General features: G+C 66.4%; 16 protein-coding genes. 5 read left to right on the forward strand and 11 right to left on the reverse strand.

Annotated features, from left to right (window positions below):
* Positions 1-96: 96 nt before the first annotated feature.
* From EOJ32_RS10935 to EOJ32_RS10955, 5 genes are all read right to left on the reverse strand, one after another.
* Positions 97-624 carry a holin family protein gene (locus EOJ32_RS10935; RefSeq protein ID WP_045984010.1) on the reverse strand — a complete coding sequence of 176 codons (528 nt, stop codon included), beginning with the start codon at positions 622-624 and terminating at the stop codon, positions 97-99.
* Positions 615-1,226: a holin-associated N-acetylmuramidase gene (locus tag EOJ32_RS10940; RefSeq protein WP_127898579.1), complete on the reverse strand. Its 612-nt coding sequence runs from the start codon at positions 1,224-1,226 to the stop codon at positions 615-617. Before EOJ32_RS10940 ends, EOJ32_RS10935 begins: the two co-directional genes overlap by 10 nt.
* A 96-nt stretch (positions 1,227-1,322) precedes the next feature.
* Positions 1,323-1,772: a cytochrome c maturation protein CcmE gene (ccmE, locus tag EOJ32_RS10945; RefSeq protein WP_045999619.1), complete on the reverse strand. Its 450-nt coding sequence runs from the start codon at positions 1,770-1,772 to the stop codon at positions 1,323-1,325.
* An 18-nt stretch (positions 1,773-1,790) separates the two neighbouring features.
* Complete coding sequence (locus EOJ32_RS10950; RefSeq protein WP_127898580.1) at positions 1,791-2,603, reverse strand: glutamate racemase; 813 nt, start codon at positions 2,601-2,603, stop codon at positions 1,791-1,793.
* 67 nt (positions 2,604-2,670) lie between these two features.
* Positions 2,671-6,060 carry an indolepyruvate ferredoxin oxidoreductase family protein gene (locus tag EOJ32_RS10955; protein ID WP_127898581.1) on the reverse strand — a complete coding sequence of 1,130 codons (3,390 nt, stop codon included), beginning with the start codon at positions 6,058-6,060 and terminating at the stop codon, positions 2,671-2,673.
* 161 nt (positions 6,061-6,221) lie between these two features.
* Between EOJ32_RS10955 and EOJ32_RS10960 the strand changes: the two genes are divergently transcribed.
* The 5 genes from EOJ32_RS10960 (at position 6,222) to EOJ32_RS10980 (ending at position 11,711) form a co-directional block, all read left to right on the forward strand.
* A complete protein-coding gene (locus EOJ32_RS10960; RefSeq protein ID WP_127898582.1) occupies positions 6,222-7,127 on the forward strand; it encodes a LysR family transcriptional regulator in 906 nt (301 codons plus the stop codon).
* A gap of 303 nt (positions 7,128-7,430) precedes the next feature.
* The gene (gene purL / locus EOJ32_RS10965) at positions 7,431-9,611 is read left to right on the forward strand and encodes a phosphoribosylformylglycinamidine synthase subunit PurL (RefSeq protein ID WP_127898583.1); all 2,181 of its coding nucleotides are present in this window, start codon (positions 7,431-7,433) and stop codon (positions 9,609-9,611) included.
* Positions 9,608-10,750, forward strand: a complete 1,143-nt coding sequence (locus EOJ32_RS10970; protein WP_127898584.1) for a bifunctional 2-C-methyl-D-erythritol 4-phosphate cytidylyltransferase/2-C-methyl-D-erythritol 2,4-cyclodiphosphate synthase — start codon at positions 9,608-9,610, stop codon at positions 10,748-10,750. Before purL ends, EOJ32_RS10970 begins: the two co-directional genes overlap by 4 nt.
* Positions 10,747-11,244: a phosphatidylglycerophosphatase A gene (locus EOJ32_RS10975; protein ID WP_127898585.1), complete on the forward strand. Its 498-nt coding sequence runs from the start codon at positions 10,747-10,749 to the stop codon at positions 11,242-11,244. The genes EOJ32_RS10970 and EOJ32_RS10975 overlap by 4 nt, the downstream gene beginning before the upstream one ends.
* A 44-nt stretch (positions 11,245-11,288) precedes the next feature.
* Positions 11,289-11,711 (forward strand): CinA family protein, encoded by a 423-nt coding sequence (locus EOJ32_RS10980; RefSeq protein WP_045983962.1) that lies wholly within the window; start codon positions 11,289-11,291, stop codon positions 11,709-11,711.
* On the opposite strand, the gene EOJ32_RS10985 is transcribed toward EOJ32_RS10980, so the two are convergent.
* From EOJ32_RS10985 to EOJ32_RS11010, 6 genes are all read right to left on the reverse strand, one after another.
* A complete protein-coding gene (locus EOJ32_RS10985; RefSeq protein WP_127898586.1) occupies positions 11,708-12,748 on the reverse strand; it encodes a low specificity L-threonine aldolase in 1,041 nt (346 codons plus the stop codon). The genes EOJ32_RS10980 and EOJ32_RS10985 overlap by 4 nt on opposite strands.
* Complete coding sequence (locus EOJ32_RS10990; protein ID WP_045984124.1) at positions 12,745-13,185, reverse strand: YcgN family cysteine cluster protein; 441 nt, start codon at positions 13,183-13,185, stop codon at positions 12,745-12,747. The genes EOJ32_RS10985 and EOJ32_RS10990 overlap by 4 nt, the downstream gene beginning before the upstream one ends.
* Positions 13,185-14,114, reverse strand: coding sequence for a bifunctional riboflavin kinase/FAD synthetase (locus EOJ32_RS10995; RefSeq protein WP_127898587.1), 930 nt, complete (start codon positions 14,112-14,114; stop codon positions 13,185-13,187). Before EOJ32_RS10995 ends, EOJ32_RS10990 begins: the two co-directional genes overlap by 1 nt.
* Positions 14,115-14,143: 29 nt before the next feature.
* Entirely contained in the window at positions 14,144-14,587 is a 444-nt protein-coding gene (locus tag EOJ32_RS11000) for a MaoC family dehydratase (RefSeq protein WP_127898588.1), read from the reverse strand.
* 141 nt (positions 14,588-14,728) lie between these two features.
* Positions 14,729-15,598: a TIGR01459 family HAD-type hydrolase gene (locus tag EOJ32_RS11005; protein ID WP_127898589.1), complete on the reverse strand. Its 870-nt coding sequence runs from the start codon at positions 15,596-15,598 to the stop codon at positions 14,729-14,731.
* The gene (locus EOJ32_RS11010) at positions 15,598-16,515 is read right to left on the reverse strand and encodes a manganese-dependent inorganic pyrophosphatase (protein ID WP_127898590.1); all 918 of its coding nucleotides are present in this window, start codon (positions 16,513-16,515) and stop codon (positions 15,598-15,600) included. Before EOJ32_RS11010 ends, EOJ32_RS11005 begins: the two co-directional genes overlap by 1 nt.
* Positions 16,516-16,590 lie beyond the last annotated feature (75 nt).

Genomic DNA, 16,590 nt, shown 5'->3' on the forward strand with positions numbered 1-16,590 from the left:
GCATCCTTTGTTTCCCGACAGCATAGGGATGCGGCCAAGGGGGGAAAAGCCCCCCCTTGGTCCCGGTCGCTCAGTTTTGCGTGCGGGCCTTGCGGCCTATTCGCGCAGGGTCGTCAGCCAGTCGCGCAGGGCCGCATTGTCGGCAAAGTCGTCCGCGGGAATGGCGACTGGCGTTGTGACGGTGCCGGGGACGATGGTCGTCTCCTCGGTCACGGGGGCGGGCCAGACGCGGTGGCGGAAATGATGCGCCTCGCGCGCGCCGAAATAGAACCCCACGATGGCGCCCAGTAGCCACCACAGGGGTTCGGGAACGCGCTGCAGCCCCTCCATGCGGATGCCGAATCCGATCGGCTCGACCATCGCATAGATGAACAGCGCCATCGTCCCCAAAGCCAGCAGCGGACGCGGCAGGCGGTTCAGTCCGTTCACGAACCCGTCGAACCAGCCCTGGCGCGGCACCGCGAATTCCTGGCCGTGCTGGGCGATGGCGCGGGCATAGGCCTCCTCGTCCAGTTCCATCCGGCGGGTCGCGTTCTGGGTAAAGACCTCGGCCATGCCGGTCGCGGCGCTGCCCAGGGCGGTGACGGTCGGGGCGATCCCGATGAATCGGTCGATCAGGCCCATGCGGATGTCCTCTGGCGGTGCTCAGCCTCGCTGAGGCGATAGCGGGGGGCCATGAACTCCTCGGCGCGGGTGATCCAGCCGCCCTTGCCGCCCGCCTTGCTGCGCGCGTACTTGCGGCTGGCCGGGCGCTGATCGGCCAGCGCATAGTAATAGTTGCGCCGCGCGATCCCATAGGCGTCAACCAGATGATCCGGCGCGGCCTCGGCCGCGTCGGCCACGGCCGCGATGGTCATCGGCCCGACGACCCCGTCATCGGCGGTGCGAAAGCCCATCCGGCTGACCAGGCGCTGCAGGATCTTTACCGCATTCCCGCCTGCGTTGACATACATGTCAAAGACGCTGGCCTGCAGCGGTTCGGGCAGTTCGGCAAGGCGTGGCTTGCGAAAATAATGCTCGACGAAGATCTGTTCGGCCTGCGCCCGCGTCAGGGCGCGCACATCGGCGGCGTCGATGCGGCCATCGCGGTTCAGGTCCATCCCCAGGGACTGCATCGTGCCGATGGTGACGCCAAAGTTGGTGGCCCCGCCCGGATCGTCGGGGTCGTTCACGTACCCGCCTTCGCGGGCAACGATCTGACGGGCAATCTGTTCGACGCTTGGCATGACACCCCCATGTCTGACGCGCACCCCGGATCGGGGCCGCATCGGGGGATGCTGGGGCGATGCGGTTAACCTGTCGTTAACCCTGCGCGCGTTGCCTCAGGTGCCGGGTTCCTGATAGACGCCGGTCGCCTTCAGCGTATCCACCACCTCGCGGGGCATATAGGTCTCGTCATGCTTGGCCAGCAGGTCGCGCGCCTCGAACCGGCCGTCGCGGTAGTGACCCTTGGCGATGGTGCCCTGCCCTTCGCTGAACAGGTCCGGGCGAGGGTCGTTGCCGACATAGGTCACCGGGATCTCGACCGCGCCGTCGGTGATCACGAAATCGAACGCCATGCCGGTGCCATTGACGATGGATCCGTCCTTGACCAGCCCGCCCAGCTGAAAGAACTCGTCGGGCTCGGGCGCCGTCTCGGCCACCTGGCTGGGAGAGCGATAGAGGTTGATGCCGTCGCTGAAGCCGTATCCGATCAGCCCCACCGCCACGACCAGGGCCAGGCTTGCCGCCGCCAGAACCTGGACGCGGCGCTGCTTCTTCAGGGATTTCATGCCGGCCATGGGTCCTCCTCAGGCGGGATCAAAGCTGATGGCGCGGCGCAGGAACTGCGTGGCCTTGCCGCCCACCCGCACCGGATCGCCGGTCGTCAGATACATCGACGTCGTGCCCGACCCAACGAATTCGGGCCTGCGCGTCAGATAGTCGGCCAGGCTTTCGGCGACCAGCCCCGCCTGGCTGAAGACCTTGACCTGCGGCCCCAGGGCGCGCTGGAACGCGTCCTGCATCAGCGGGTAATGGGTGCAGCCCAGCACCGCGGCCTCCGGGTACGGCATGCGGCGCTTCAGCGCCTCGACATGGCTGGTGACCAGGGCCTCCGCCAGCTGCTCGTCGCCCATCTCGATCGCATCGACCACGCCGGCGCAAGGCTGGGCCTCGACATCGACGCCCACCGCGCGGAACGCCAGTTCGCGCTGGAACGCGCGGCTGGCGACGGTCGCGGGTGTGGCAAACAGCGCGACGTTGTTGACCGCCACCCGGCGCGGCGGCGAATTATCGCCCCAGGCCCGTTCGGTCAGCGCCTCGATCATGGGAACGAACACGCCCAGGACGCGCTTGTCCGCCGGCAGCCAGGTTTCCTGCATCCGCTTCAGCGCAGCGGCACTGGCGGTGTTGCAGGCCAGGATTACCAGATCGCAGCCCTCGTCCCACAGGCGCTCGACGCCCTTGCAGGTCAGATCGAAAATGTCGTCGGCGGTGCGCACCCCATAGGGCGCATGGGCGTTGTCGCCCAGATAGACCAGCGGCAGGTCAGGCAGGCGCGCGGCAATGGCCTGATGGACCGTCAGCCCGCCCAGACCCGAATCGAACACCCCAATCGCCATCCCAGAACCTCCCGCGTCGCGTGCCGCCCTTCATAGGGCGACACGCCGCTTTTGGAAATGACCTGGATCATTCCGCCGCTTCACGGATGGGTGGGTGCCCCGCCTGCAGCTGCGCCAGCAGCTCGGCCCGCCGGGTCGCGGCAAGATCGGCAGCCTTGTCCTTGACGGGACCAAAGCCGCGCACGCCCAAAGGCAATTCCGCCAGTTCGATCGCCACCGGCATCATCGCATCCGTGACCGAGGCGAAGACGCGGGTCATGTCGGCCTCGTATTCGCGGATCATCGCCCGTTCGCGCCGGCGTTCGGCGCTGTAGCCGAAGGGGTCCAGCGGCGTCCCCCGCAGCCCCTTCATCCCGGCTAGAACCCGAAACGCGCGCAGCATCCACGGACCGAACTCCCGCTTTCTGGGGCGGCCGTTCGCGTCCTTGCCGGTCAGCATCGGCGGCGCCAGATGAAGGGACAGGGTCACGTCCCCCTCCCACCGCGCCGCAACCTGTTCGGCGGTGGTCAGATGCAACCGTGCAACCTCGTATTCATCCTTATACGCCAACAGCTTGTAATAGCTTCTTGCGACGCTGTCGCGAAGCTGTGCGGGCGCGGCATCGACCAGCTTGCGGTACCGGGCGGCAAGCCGCTTGTTCTGATAGCCGACCAACCGTTCAGCGCGATAGGCTACGGGTTCGACCGGCAACTGCGTGACCTCGGCGGGCTTGCGCGTCTGTTCGGGATAGACAACCGCCCAACGGCCGATCTGGAATGCCCGCTGGTTGGCGTCGACCTGCGCGCCGTTCAGGCGGATCGCCTCCATGATCGCCTCCAGCGACAGCGGGATCAGCCCACGCTGCCAGCACGCACCAAGCACCAGCATGTTCGAATAGATCGAATCCCCCAGCAGCCGCAGCGCCAGATCGTTTGCATCGAAGAACGCCACCCGGTCGCCCAAACGGGCCTGCAGCGACAGGCGCAGCCGGTCCGACGGTACCTGGAAATCGCGGAACCGGGTAAAGTCGCCGGTGATGATCTCGTGGTCGTTCACGACTGCGCCGGTGCGGCCCTGGGTCATCAGGCCCACGGTCTTGGCCCCCGCCGTCACCACCAGATCGCCGCCGATGACACAGTCCGCCTCGCCCACGGCAACGCGGATCGCGCTGATGTCGGCGGGGCGTTCAGCCAGGCGCAGGTGGATATGCACCGCGCCGCCCTTCTGCGCCAGGCCCGCCATCTCCATCATGCCGGCGCCTTTGCCGTCCATGTGGGCGGCCTGCGCCAGCACGGCGCCGATTGTCACGACACCGGTGCCGCCGACGCCCGTGATGACGACGTTATGCGTTCCGTTGATCGTAGGCAGCGTGGGCTGTGGCAGATCGGGCAGGTCGAACGCCTCGGCCTTGGGCTTGCGCAGCTTGCCGCCCTTGACCGACACGAAGCTGGGGCAGAACCCGTTGACGCAGCTGTAATCCTTGTTGCAGCTCGACTGGTCGATCTGCCGCTTGCGGCCCAGTTCCGTGTCCAACGGCACGATCGAGACGCAGTTCGACTGGACGGAACAATCCCCGCAGCCCTCGCAGACGTCGGGATTGATGAAGATCCGGCGGTCCGGGTCGGGGAACTGTCCCTTCTTGCGCCGCCTGCGCTTCTCGGCCGCGCAGGTCTGGACATACAGGATGGCGCTGACGCCCGCGACCTTTTCCAGATCGCGCTGGACGGTCATCATCTGCGCACGTTCCTCGAACCGCAGGCCCTTGGGGAACTGCGCCTGATCGACGTCCTCCTTTTCATCGTGAACCACGACGACCGTGCCGACGCCCATCGCCACCAGTTCGCGGGCGATCTGCGGGGCGGTCAGGCCGCCCTCGTTCGGCTGCCCGCCGGTCATGGCGACGGCGTCGTTGTACAGGATCTTGTAGGTAATGTTCGTACCGGCCGCCAAGGCCGCACGGATCGCCAAAGACCCGGAATGATTATAGGTTCCGTCGCCAAGGTTTTGAAAAACATGGACTCTGTTGCTGAACGGCGCCTCTCCGATCCAGTTCGCACCCTCGCCGCCCATATGGGTGAAACCCTCGGTCTCACGGCCCATCCATTGCACCATGTAATGGCAACCGATGCCGGCATAGGCGCGGCTGCCCTCCGGCAGCCTGGTCGAGCTGTTATGCGGACAACCCGAACAGAACCAAGGGGTTCTGGTCGCAATCTCGGGGGCGTTGTCGTTGCGGCGCACCTCATTCAGCCGCTCCAGCCCGGCGCGCAGACGCTCGGTGCCGCGACCCTCCTCGATCAGGATGCCGCCGATCTTCTGGGCGATCATCACAGGGTCCAGTGCATAGCGGGTCGGGAACAGTTCCTCTCCGGTGCGGTCGTGCTTCCAGCCATGGACGCGACGCCCATGGCGGTTGTCAAAGATCGCCTCCTTCAGCTGCACCTCGATCAGCTTGCGTTTCTCCTCGACGCAGACGATCAGTTCCAGGTTCTCGGACCATTCCTGGATCGACTTCATGTCCATGGGCCATGTCTGCCCGACCTTGTAGGTGGTCAGGCCCAACCGCTCGGCCTCGGCCTCGTCGATGCCCAGCAGGGACAGGGCGTGGACCAGATCCAGCCAGTTCTTGCCCGCGGCGACAAATCCGATCCGCGCGCCGGACTTGCCCCAGACCTTGCGGTCGATGCGGTTTGCACGACTGAACGCCTCGGCCGCCCACCGCTTGTGGTCGATCATCCGGGCTTCCTGCGCGACGGGCGTGTCGCCAAGGCGAATGTTCAGCCCCCCCTCGGGCAGCACGCGATCCGGAAGGGTGAACACCATCCGATGCGGATCGCCGTCGACAACCGATGTCGCCTCGACCGTGTCCTTCATCGTCTTCAGACCCGTCCAGACCCCTGCATATCGCGACAGCGCGAACCCATACAGGCCGTAATCCAGGATCTCCTGCACCCCGGCAGGCGACAGCACGGGGATATAGGCGTCGATCATCGCCCAGTCAGACTGATGCAGCACGGTCGAGCTTTCGCCCGTGTGATCGTCGCCCATCGCCATCACGACGCCGCCATGGCGCGACGATCCGGCCATGTTGCCATGGCGCATGACGTCGCCCGACCGGTCCACCCCCGGACCCTTGCCGTACCACAGCGCAAAGACGCCGTCGTGACGCCCCTCGCCGCGCAGTTCGGCCTGCTGACTGCCCCAGATTGCGGTCGCGGCCAGATCCTCGTTCAGACCGGGCTGGAACAGGACCTGCGCCGCCGCCAGGCGCTTGGCCTCGCGCGTCATCTGCAGATCGACACTGCCTAGGGGAGAGCCGCGATACCCGGTGACCAGTCCCGCCGTATCAAGCCCCGCGGCTTTGTCGCGTGCTGATTGCATCAGCATCAGCCGCACAAGTGCCTGCGTCCCGTTCAACAACACGTGACGTTTCGACAGATCGAACCGATCGGCTAGCGAAAATTCCTGCTTGCTCATCACCCTCTCCTCCCATGACCAAAGGCCTCCGCGGTCATTATAGGTCAGAAATGCTGACCAACGAAGCGGAAATTCTTTCCTTGACGTGACCTTGCCGGAATCGCAGGGGAAGGTTAGGTCTGCAAAATTCGCATGGCTGTCATGACAGGATTGTAACAGGGATGGACTGGGACAAGCTTAGAATATTTCACGCTGTGGCTGATGCCGGCAGCCTGACGCATGCGGGCGACGTGCTGCACCTGTCGCAATCGGCGGTCAGCCGCCAGATCCGCGCGCTGGAGGAGTCGCTTGGCACGACGCTGTTCCACCGGCACGCGCGGGGGTTGATTCTGACCGAACAGGGAGAGCTGCTGTTCGAGGCAACCTCTTCTATGTCGCGCAAGCTGGACAGCGCCTCGGCCCGCATCCGCGACAGCGAGGAAAACGTCTTCGGCGAACTCAAGGTGACGGCCACCGTGGGCTTTGGCACGCTGTGGCTGGCACCCCGCCTGGTCAAGCTGTACGAAAAGTATCCCGACCTGCGCATCGACCTGCTGCTGGAGGAGCGCGTCCTTGACCTGCCCATGCGCGAGGCCGACGTGGCCATCCGCATGAAGGAGCCCAGCCAGTCCGACCTGATCCGCCGCCGGTTGCTGAACATCCGGATGCGCCTGTACGCCAGCCCGAATTACATCGCGGCGCATGGGGCGCCGGAATCGCTGGCCGACCTGTCCAACCACCGTCTGATCTGCCAGAAGCCCGACCAGCCTCAGGTGGCGGCCGGCGCGCGCCTGGTGCAGGAGCTGATGTCCCAGAACGTCGGATCGACCCTGACGGTGAACAACTATTTCGGCGTGCTGCAGGCGGTACTGGCCAATCTGGGCATCGGCGTCCTGCCCGACTATCTGACCGCCGACCACCCGAACCTGATCCGCGTGTTCCCGGACACCGAGTCGGGAGAGGTGCCGGTCTTCCTTGCCTATCCCGAGGAAATGCGCCAGACGCGCCGCGTCGCGGTGTTCCGCGACTTTGTCCTGGAAGAGATCCAGGCCTATCGGCGCCATCAAAGCGAGGCCGGGCAGGTCTGACCTGCTCAAACCGCAGGCAAAACCGGGATGATGCACGCGCCGCGTGCAGCCATTACGCCAGCGCATGGCGGCTATGCTGCAGCCGCAGCGCCATTTGTCTTGAAGAGTTCACAGACTGCACATAGATCGGGCTTAGAAGGCGATGATCAGCGTAATCGCTCATCACCTTCTACCTCCCTGTTGGACTTAGGCCGGGCCTTGTGCCCGGCTTTTTTTTGTCCCGCGCGCGGGTTCTGCGGCCTTTCCATGGACGCCGCCAGCGCCTAGAAGACGCGTGATTTCATGCGCAGGAAGGGTCGTGTCATGCAGGAACCACAGCTTACCCCGGAACTGATCGCGGCCCACGGGCTGAAGCCGGACGAGTATGCCAGCATCCTGCAGATCATCGGGCGCGAACCGACCTTCACCGAACTGGGAATCTTCAGCGCCATGTGGAACGAGCACTGTTCCTACAAGTCGTCCAAGAAATGGCTGCGTACCCTGCCCGTCGACGGCCCCCAGGTGATCTGCGGTCCCGGAGAGAACGCGGGCGTGGTCGATATCGGCGACGGTCAGGCGGTGGTCTTCAAGATGGAGAGCCACAACCATCCCAGCTATATCGAACCCCATCAGGGGGCCGCGACCGGCGTGGGCGGCATCCTGCGTGACGTCTTCACCATGGGCGCGCGCCCGATCGCGGCGATGGACGCGCTGTCCTTCGGGCGCACCGATCACCCGAAGACCCCGCATCTGGTCAAGGGCGTGGTCGAGGGGATTGGCGCCTATGGCAACGCCTTCGGCGTGCCGAACGTCGGCGGAGAGGTCCGTTTCCACCCCAGCTATGACGGCAACTGCCTGGTCAACGCCTTCGCGGCGGGCTTGGCGGATGCCGACAAGATCTTCTATTCGGCGGCCTCGGGCGTGGGCATGCCCGTCGTCTATCTGGGCGCCAAGACCGGGCGCGACGGCGTCGGCGGCGCGACCATGGCCAGCGCCGAGTTCGATGACACGATCGAGGACAAACGTCCCACCGTGCAGGTCGGTGACCCCTTCACCGAGAAATGCCTGCTGGAGGCGTGCCTTGAGCTGATGGCGTCGGGGTCGGTGATCTCGATCCAGGACATGGGGGCCGCGGGCCTGACCTGTTCGGCGGTCGAGATGGGCGACAAGGGCGGTCTGGGAATCAAGCTGGTGCTGGACGACGTGCCCCAACGCGAAACCAACATGACCGCCTACGAGATGATGCTGTCGGAATCCCAGGAGCGAATGCTGATGGTGCTGAAGCCCGAGAAGGAGGCCGAGGCGCGGGCGATCTTCCAGAAATGGGACCTGGACTTCGCCATCGTCGGAGAGACCATCGCCGAGGACCGCTTCCTGATCGTTCATCGCGATGTGGTCATGGCCGACCTGCCGCTGTCCAAGCTGTCCTCCAGCGCGCCGGAATATGACCGCCCCTGGGTCGAGACGCCTGCGGCCACGCCCGCGCCGGCCCTGCCCCCGATCGCGCCCATCGCCGGCCTGCGCGCGCTTGTCGGCAGCCCGAACCATGCGCACCGTGCCTGGGTATGGGAACAGTACGACACGCAGGTCGGGGCCGACACGATCCGCCGTCCCGGCATGGGCGCAGGCATCGTTCGCGTGCACGGAACCCGCAAGGCGCTGGCCTTCACCAGTGACGTCACCCCGCGATATGTCAAGGCGAACCCGTTCGAGGGCGGCAAGCAAGCCGTGGCCGAGGCCTATCGCAACCTGACCGCGGTGGGTGCCCTGCCCCTGGCCACGACCGACAACCTGAACTTCGGCAACCCCGAAAAGCCCGAGATCATGGGCCAGCTGGTCGGTGCCATCAAGGGCATCGGAGAGGCCTGCCGCGCACTGGACTTTCCCATCGTGTCGGGCAACGTGTCGCTTTACAACGAAACCGACGGCAAGGGCATCCTGCCCACGCCGACCATCGGCGGCGTCGGCCTGATCGCGGATCTGGACGATCTGATCGCTGGCCTTCCCGCCGAGGGTGACTTGGCCCTGGTGATCGGTGCCACGCGCGGCCACCTTGAACAGTCGGCCCTGGCGTGGGAGGCGTTCCGCATCGAATCCGGCGACGCGCCGCATGTCGATCTGGACGACGAACGCCGCAACGGCGAATTCCTGCGCGCCAACCGGGGCCACCTGGCATCGGCGACCGACCTGTCGGACGGCGGCCTGGCGCTTGCCGCCTTCGAGATGGCCGAGGCCGCGGGCCTGGGCGTCATTCTGGACAGCGGTGACATCGCCCACCTGTTCGGCGAGGATCAGGCCCGCTATCTGGTCGCCTGCCGCCCCGACGCTGCAGAAGCCTTGACCGCCGCGGCCCAGGCCGCGGGCGTGACCATCGCCACCGTGGGCCGCTTTGGTGGCGACAGCGTGACCCTGGGCGACGACAGCGCGCCGCTGGCCGAACTGTCGAGCCTGTATCGGACGTCCTTTGCGGCTGCGATCCAGGGCGACATGCCCGATCACGCATGATCCGCGCGCCTGCGGGCTTTGCCGCGCTGATCACGGCGGCGGGACGGGGCACGCGGGCCGGGGACGGCCTGCCCAAGCAGTGGCGCGATCTTGCCGGGCGTCCTGTCTTGGACCGAACCCTGGCGGCCTTTGAAGGCTTTGAACGGATCGTTCTGGTCGTTCACCCCGATGACATGGGGCAGGCCATCGCCCGCTATGCCGGCGGCATCACCATCGTCGCGGGCGCCGAGACCCGCGCCGCCAGCGTCCGCGCCGGCCTGACCGCCCTGCAGGGCCAGGCAAGCCATGTCCTGATCCATGACGGGGCACGCCCGCTGGTCGCGCCATCGGTCATCGACGACGTGATCCGCGCGCTGCAAGAGGGCGCGGACGCCGCCGCACCCGCGTTGCCCGTGTCGGACGCGCTGTGGCGGGGGGATGGCGCGCGGGTCGCGGCCATCGCGCCGCGTGACGGGCTGTTCCGGGCGCAGACGCCGCAGGGTTTCGTTCTGGACAGGATCCTGCAGGCGCATCGCGATCATCCGGGAGATGCGGCCGACGACGTCCAGCTGGCACTTGCCGCGGGGATGGAGGTTGCCATCACCCAAGGTTCGGAAGACAATCTGAAGATCACCTTTCCCGCCGATTTCGCGCGGGCCGAACGCATTCTGGGGACCGACATGGATATCCGCCTTGGCAATGGCTATGACGTGCACGCCTTTGGACCCGGGGACCACGTCACCCTGTGCGGCGTGCAGGTGCCGCATGACGTGGGCCTGCTGGGCCATTCCGATGCCGATGTGGGCATGCACGCGCTGACCGACGCCATCTATGGCGCCTTGGCGCAGGGCGACATCGGGCGGCATTTCCCGCCCTCGGACCCGCAATGGAAGGGTGCCGACAGCGCGATCTTTCTGGCCCATGCGGCCAGCATGGCCCGCGACAAGGGGTTCCGCATCGGCAATGCCGACGTGACCCTGATCTGCGAGGCGCCCAAGATCGGGCCCCATGCGCTGGCGATGGCTCACCGCCTGTCCGAAATCATGGGCGTTGAGGAAGCGCGCATCAGCGTCAAGGCCACCACGTCCGAACGCCTTGGCTTTACCGGCCGGCGCGAGGGGATCGCCGCCATCGCGACCGCCACCCTGATCAAGGAATGACCATGGATCGCATGCTGGCCACCTGGTTCGGCGCAGGCCTGCTGCGCCCCGCCCCCGGCACCTGGGGGTCGGCCGTCGCCGTTGCGATGGGGCTGATCCTGCACCGCATCGGGCATTTTCCGCTGCTGGCGCTGGCTACTGGGCTGGTGATCCTGCTGGGGTTCTGGGTCGTGCCGCGCTACACCGTCGGCATGGACGACCCCGATCGCAGCGAGATCGTCATCGATGAGGTCGCTGGCCAGTGGCTGGCGCTGATGGCGCCGTCCTTCGGGTTCTGGCACGCCGGGCTGCCCGCCGACAGCTTTCCCTATCCGGGCTGGGTCGCGGCCTTCCTGTTCTTCCGGCTGTTCGACATCTGGAAGCCGTGGCTGGTCGGCCGCGCCGACCGCCGCCATGACAGTGCCGGCGTGATGCTGGACGATCTGTGGGCGGGGATCTTTGCGGCGCTGGCCACGATGGCCGCCGCGGCCTTTGCCCATACGGTGCTGATGTGAGCCAGGCGGCGCAGGTCCTTGACGCCGCCCGCGCCCGGCGCGTCATGATCGCGACGGCCGAAAGCTGCACCGGCGGCCTGATCGCCGGCGCCCTGACAGAGGTTGCGGGATCGTCCGACGGATTCGACCGGGGCTTTGTCACCTATTCGAACGCGGCCAAGATGCAGATGCTGGGCGTCCGGGCCGAAACCCTGGATACGCATGGCGCAGTCAGCGAACAGGTCGCGGCCGAGATGGCCCAGGGTGCGCTGCGCCAGTCCGATGCCGGGATCGCCGTCTCGGTCACCGGCATCGCGGGCCCCGGCGGATCCGAGCACAAGCCCGAGGGGCGGGTCTGCTTTGGCATCAGCCAGCCCTTTGGCACCTTCACCCAAACCGTCGAATTCGGTGCGATCGGCCGTCACCGCGTGCGTGCGGCAACCATCGAACATGCGCTGCAACTGTTGCTGGACGCGCTGCGAAACTAGCCGCGCAGGATCGCGGCCATCGCCGTGACGTCCGCATCGGGCGTATCCCACGCGGTGACCAGGCGCAGCGGCACGGGGTCGGCCCCCTGCACCGTCTTGTCGGGCCACAGGTGATACAGCACGCCAGTCGCCTGCGCCCGGTCATGGGCCGCCTTAGGGATCGCGGCAAAGACGCCGTTTGACTGGACCGGCTGCAGCAGCCGACCCCCGCCATCCGCGACCGCCTGTCCCAAAACCTGCGCCTTGGTGTTTGCGCGATGCGCGAGGTCCAGCCACAACCCATCGGTCGCCAAGGCCAGCATCTGTGCCGCAAGATAGCGGTTCTTGGACATCACATGGCCGGACTGCTTGCGACGGTAATCGAACCCCTCGGCACGGGCGGGGTCGAAGAACACCATCGCCTCGGCCCCCATCGCGCCGTTCTTGGTGCCGCCCAGGCACAGCGCGTCGACACCGGCGCGCCAGGTCAGATCGGCAGGCGAACAGCCAAGCGTCGCGACCGCATTGGCGAACCGCGCCCCGTCCATGTGCAGCGGCAATCCCGCCGCATGGGCGACGGAGGCCAGCGCCGCGACCTGGTCCGGGTCATAGACCGTGCCCCATTCGGTGGCATTCGTGATCGACACCAGCGCGCTGCGCCCGCCGTTCAGGCCCACCCCGGCACCGACCTGCAGCGTCTGCGCCAAGGTGGCCGCATCGATCCGACCGCCCTCGCCCGGCAGGGTCACCAGCTTTGCCCCGTGAGTGAAGAACTCGGGCGCGGCACATTCGCTGGTCTCGATATGCGCGTCGTCGTGGCAGTAGATGCGCCCGAAGGACGGCGACAGCTGCGCACAGACCAGCGCATTCGCGGCCGTCCCGGTGGCGACAAAGCGGACGACGGCCTCGGGTGCCTCCAGCAGATCGCGGATCGCGGCCTCGGCCCGCGCGGTGACCGGATCGGCGCCATAGCCCATGACCGCGCCGGAATTGGCGTCGGCCATCGCGGTCAGGACGGCGGGATGCGCAGCATACGAATTGTCCGAAGCAAAATTCATGACAGATCCTCGATGATGTGGTCCTCCCAATCGTCCTCGGTGACCGACAGCTCGCTGACGGTCCAGCCACGGACGCTGACGCCTGCTTCGTGCACCGTCTCGGTCGAACCCGAGATCAGGTGGTGCCAGTCATACAGCGGCCGCCCCTCATGGCGCAGGCGATAGGCGCATGTAACGGGCAGCCACCAGGCGACCTCCTTGATCTTGGCGGGGGTCAGCACGACGCAGTCCGGGACATAGTCATGGCGGTTCGGGTAGCTGCTGCACCGGCAGGCGTCCCCGTCCAGCAGTTTGCAGGCGACGCGCGTGAAGGCCAGCTCGTTCGTGTCCTCGAACTCGATCTTGTTCAGGCAGCACTTGCCGCAGCCGTCGCACAGCGCCTCCCACTCGTCGGGGGCCAGGCGGGGCAGCGGCAGTTCCCAGAAACGCTCGCGCATCAGCGGCCCGACAGCAGGGCGCGGGCCTGGGCGCCGTCCTGCTCCATCTGGTCGATCAACGCCTGCAGGCTGTCGAACCTGGCCTCGTCGCGCAGGAAATCGACCAGGGCGACCGACAGGTGCTGCCCGTACAGATCGCCCGAAAAATCGAACAGGTTCACCTCCAGGTTCGGGGTGTTGACCCCGAACATCGGCCGCACCCCAAGCGAGGCCACGCCCCTGCACGGGCCGCGGTCCGGGCCGGTCAGGATATCGACCAACACCGCATAGACGCCAAGGCGCGGGAGGTGCAGCCCGTCCATCGCCAAGTTCGCGGTGGGCCAACCCAGTTCCCGGCCCCGCTTTTCGCCGTGGATGACCTCACCCTCGATGCGGTGCCAATGGCCCAGCATGCGCTCGGCCTCGTGGGTCAGCCCCTGCGCCAGCGCCGTGCGGATCGCCGTCGAGCTGTATTCGGCCTCTCCCGCGCCGATCAGCGGGACGATGGTCACGCCAAAACCGTATGTCCGGCCCAGATCCTGCAGCGTCTGCGCCGTGCCCGCGCGGTTCTTGCCGAAACAGAAATCCGCGCCCACGGTGACATGCGCGATGCCCAGCCCGTCGGCCAGAACCTCCTGCGCGAAGGCCTGCGGGGTCAGGCCCGCCAGCACCGGGCCAAAGGGCAGTTCGTAGAGGTGCTGAACGCCAAGGCGGGACAGGCGGTTGGCCCGTGCCTCGGAGTTCATCAGGCGAAAGGGCGGCGCGTCGGGGGCGAAATACTCGCGCGGGTGCGGCTCGAAGGTCAGGATGCCCAAGGGCGCATCGCTGGCGGCGCGGGCGGCGTCGATGACCGCGCGGTGACCCTTGTGGACGCCATCGAAATTGCCCATGGCAACCGATGCGCCGCGTGCCTCGGCCTTCAGCCCGGTCCAGTCGCGATGGATCTGCAATGCGCCCCCAACAGGGCGCCACGCACCCCTCAGTCGAACTTGCGGCTTGGGGCCAGCACGACCGCCTCGCCTTTCAAGACGACCGTATCGCCGACGAGGCAGCGGGTTGCAAGCGTGACCCGCCGTTTCGCATGGTCAATGGCCTGAACCTCGACCTCGGCGCGGACCATGTCGCCGGGGCGCACTGGGGCCATGAACTTCAGCGTCTGGCCCAGATAGACGGTACCGTGACCGGGCAGCTGTTCGCCGATCACCGCAGAAATCAGCCCCGCGGTCAGCATGCCGTGGGCGATCCGGCCCTCGAAGATCGTATCCTGCGCATAAGCGTCGTCCAGATGGACCGGGTTCCGGTCGGTCGACACCTCGGCGAACAGCTCGATGTCGCGATCGGTCACCTGCTTTTGCAGGTGCCGGACCATGCCGATCTCCAGATCCTCGATGACGATGGTTCCGCGTGGAAGATTGTCCAACATCTTGCTGCTCATCCGGAATGCCATGATCCATGCCTCATGCTGCATAGCAGCACAAAGCATGGATGGCAACAATATTTCCGAATGCCTTCGGTATGCGTTCCATTGTTGCGCCGCGGCCCGCGAATCGCGGGCCGCGTCGCCTCAGCGCAGCCGCCCGATCGCGAAGGTCGGCGCCCGTCCCTGCGATCCCAGCCATTCAGGCAGCATCCCGACATCGGGCTGTTCGACGTCCGGGCCAAAGGCATCCGCGGCCAGACCTCCGGTGACGAAGATCGAATCGATCCCCTGCGCCTCGGCACCCGCGATGTCGGTGGCGATGCCATCGCCCACCGCAAGATACCGCGCGTCGGGGCCCAACCCCATCAGCGCCCGCGCCCGGTCATAGATCGGCGCATGCGGCTTGCCGTAATACAGCGCCGTCCCGCCAAGCGACTGATAGAAATCGGCCAATGCGCCCGCGCAATAGATGCGGGTCTCGCCCATGTCGACGACGATGTCGGGGTTCGCGCACAGCATCGGCAGACCGCGGTCAACCGCCCCCTGGAACCGGTCGCGGTAATCTTCGGGCGTCTCGTTCAGCTCGTCGAACGGACCCGAGGCGATGATCCCCTCGGCCTGCTCCAGCGGCACGCGCCGGATGGGCGCCGCATCGCGATGGGCGTCAGGAATGTCGGTAAAGAACCCATGGTCCTTCTCGATCCCGATATGCCAGACGTTCCGCCCGACGGCGCCTGCGAACATCGCGTCCTGCGCCGCGTCGCCGGAACTGACGACCAGATCCCAGGCATCGCGCGGCACGCCCATGCGGTCCAGCTGAGCGATCACGTACTGGTTCGGGCGCGGGGCGTTGGTCATCAGGCAGACCTGGCCACCCTGCGCGCGGAACGCCTGCAGCGCCGCGACCGCAGCCGGAAAGGGCTGCTTGCCGTTGTGCAGGCAGCCCCACAGATCGCAGAACAGCGCGTCATAGCTGGCCGAGACCTCGGCCAGCGACGAAATGATGCGGGTCATCAGACGGCCAAGACCGGAATGATCTGCTTCTTGCGGCTCATGACGCCGGGCAGGACGACGGTGTCACCGGTGACAGTGACGCCAAAGCTGCGCTCGGCCACGAACTTGACATAGTCGTTGGGCACCAGCAGCGTCGCCTGTTCGCGCAGGATGTCGACCACGAACAGCATGACCTCGTCCGCACCGTCTTCGGCGGCGACGGCGGGCATGGCGGCGATCAGGGCATCCTTGCGGTCCAGGATCACCTGCGGCGCGGTCGTCTCGAGGACCGAGATGCGCAGCTGCTTGCCGCCCAGTTCGTATTCCTTGCTGTCCATCTTCAGCAGCGCAGCCTCGCTGAAGGCGCTGACATCGGATTTCGCGGCAAACATCTCGGCGGCGAACTCGGCGATGTCCACGCCCAGATCGGCAGCCAGCTTCTCGGCCACGGCGCGGTCATACTGCGTGGTGGTCGGGCTGCGGAATTCCAGCGTGTCCGACAGGATACAGGTCAGCATCGCGCCCTTGATCCCTTCGGGGGCCTGCGCCAGATCGTCGCCGATCAGGTCGTGCATGATCGTCGCGGTGCAGGCCAGCGGGCGGATCGTGATGTTGATCGGCGCACGGGTCTTGATGCCGCCGGCGAGCAGGTGGTGGTCGATGATCTCGATCACCTCGGCATGCTCCAGGTTGGCGGGCAGTTCGGCGGGGTTGTTGGTGTCAACGATCACGCAGACGTCGTCGGCGGTCACGTCGTCGATGATGCGCGGCTTGGACAGGTTCCAGCGGTCCAGCATCCACAACGCCTCGGTATTCGGCTCTCCCTGCAGCACGGCCTCGGCCGGGGTCTTGCGGCACTCGTTCAGATACCAGGCCCAGATGATGGGCGAGCCGGTGGAATCCGTGTCGGGGGAAGTGTGGCCGAAGACCTTGATCATGATGCGCCTCGAAGGGTGTTAGGTATGGATGGCCGCCTTATAGGCAGGCGGGGCAGCGTTGTCCACGTTCGGCAC

Source organism: Paracoccus sp. Arc7-R13, assembly GCF_004010775.1.
GTDB classification, from domain to species: domain Bacteria; phylum Pseudomonadota; class Alphaproteobacteria; order Rhodobacterales; family Rhodobacteraceae; genus Paracoccus; species Paracoccus marcusii.

Bases quoted from the DNA above. Each gene is read 5' to 3' on its own strand.
- EOJ32_RS10935 (WP_045984010.1), bottom strand. From the start codon at position 624: ATGGGCCTGATCGACCGATTCATCGGGATCGCCCCGACCGTCACCGCC.
- EOJ32_RS10940 (WP_127898579.1), bottom strand. From the start codon at position 1,226: ATGCCAAGCGTCGAACAGATTGCCCGTCAGATCGTTGCCCGCGAAGGC.
- ccmE (WP_045999619.1), bottom strand. From the start codon at position 1,772: ATGAAATCCCTGAAGAAGCAGCGCCGCGTCCAGGTTCTGGCGGCGGCA.
- EOJ32_RS10950 (WP_127898580.1), bottom strand. From the start codon at position 2,603: ATGGCGATTGGGGTGTTCGATTCGGGTCTGGGCGGGCTGACGGTCCAT.
- EOJ32_RS10955 (WP_127898581.1), bottom strand. From the start codon at position 6,060: ATGAGCAAGCAGGAATTTTCGCTAGCCGATCGGTTCGATCTGTCGAAA.
- EOJ32_RS10960 (WP_127898582.1), top strand. From the start codon at position 6,222: ATGGACTGGGACAAGCTTAGAATATTTCACGCTGTGGCTGATGCCGGC.
- purL (WP_127898583.1), top strand. From the start codon at position 7,431: ATGCAGGAACCACAGCTTACCCCGGAACTGATCGCGGCCCACGGGCTG.
- EOJ32_RS10970 (WP_127898584.1), top strand. From the start codon at position 9,608: ATGATCCGCGCGCCTGCGGGCTTTGCCGCGCTGATCACGGCGGCGGGA.
- EOJ32_RS10975 (WP_127898585.1), top strand. From the start codon at position 10,747: ATGACCATGGATCGCATGCTGGCCACCTGGTTCGGCGCAGGCCTGCTG.
- EOJ32_RS10980 (WP_045983962.1), top strand. From the start codon at position 11,289: ATGATCGCGACGGCCGAAAGCTGCACCGGCGGCCTGATCGCCGGCGCC.
- EOJ32_RS10985 (WP_127898586.1), bottom strand. From the start codon at position 12,748: ATGAATTTTGCTTCGGACAATTCGTATGCTGCGCATCCCGCCGTCCTG.
- EOJ32_RS10990 (WP_045984124.1), bottom strand. From the start codon at position 13,185: ATGCGCGAGCGTTTCTGGGAACTGCCGCTGCCCCGCCTGGCCCCCGAC.
- EOJ32_RS11000 (WP_127898588.1), bottom strand. From the start codon at position 14,587: ATGTTGGACAATCTTCCACGCGGAACCATCGTCATCGAGGATCTGGAG.
- EOJ32_RS11005 (WP_127898589.1), bottom strand. From the start codon at position 15,598: ATGACCCGCATCATTTCGTCGCTGGCCGAGGTCTCGGCCAGCTATGAC.
- EOJ32_RS11010 (WP_127898590.1), bottom strand. From the start codon at position 16,515: ATGATCAAGGTCTTCGGCCACACTTCCCCCGACACGGATTCCACCGGC.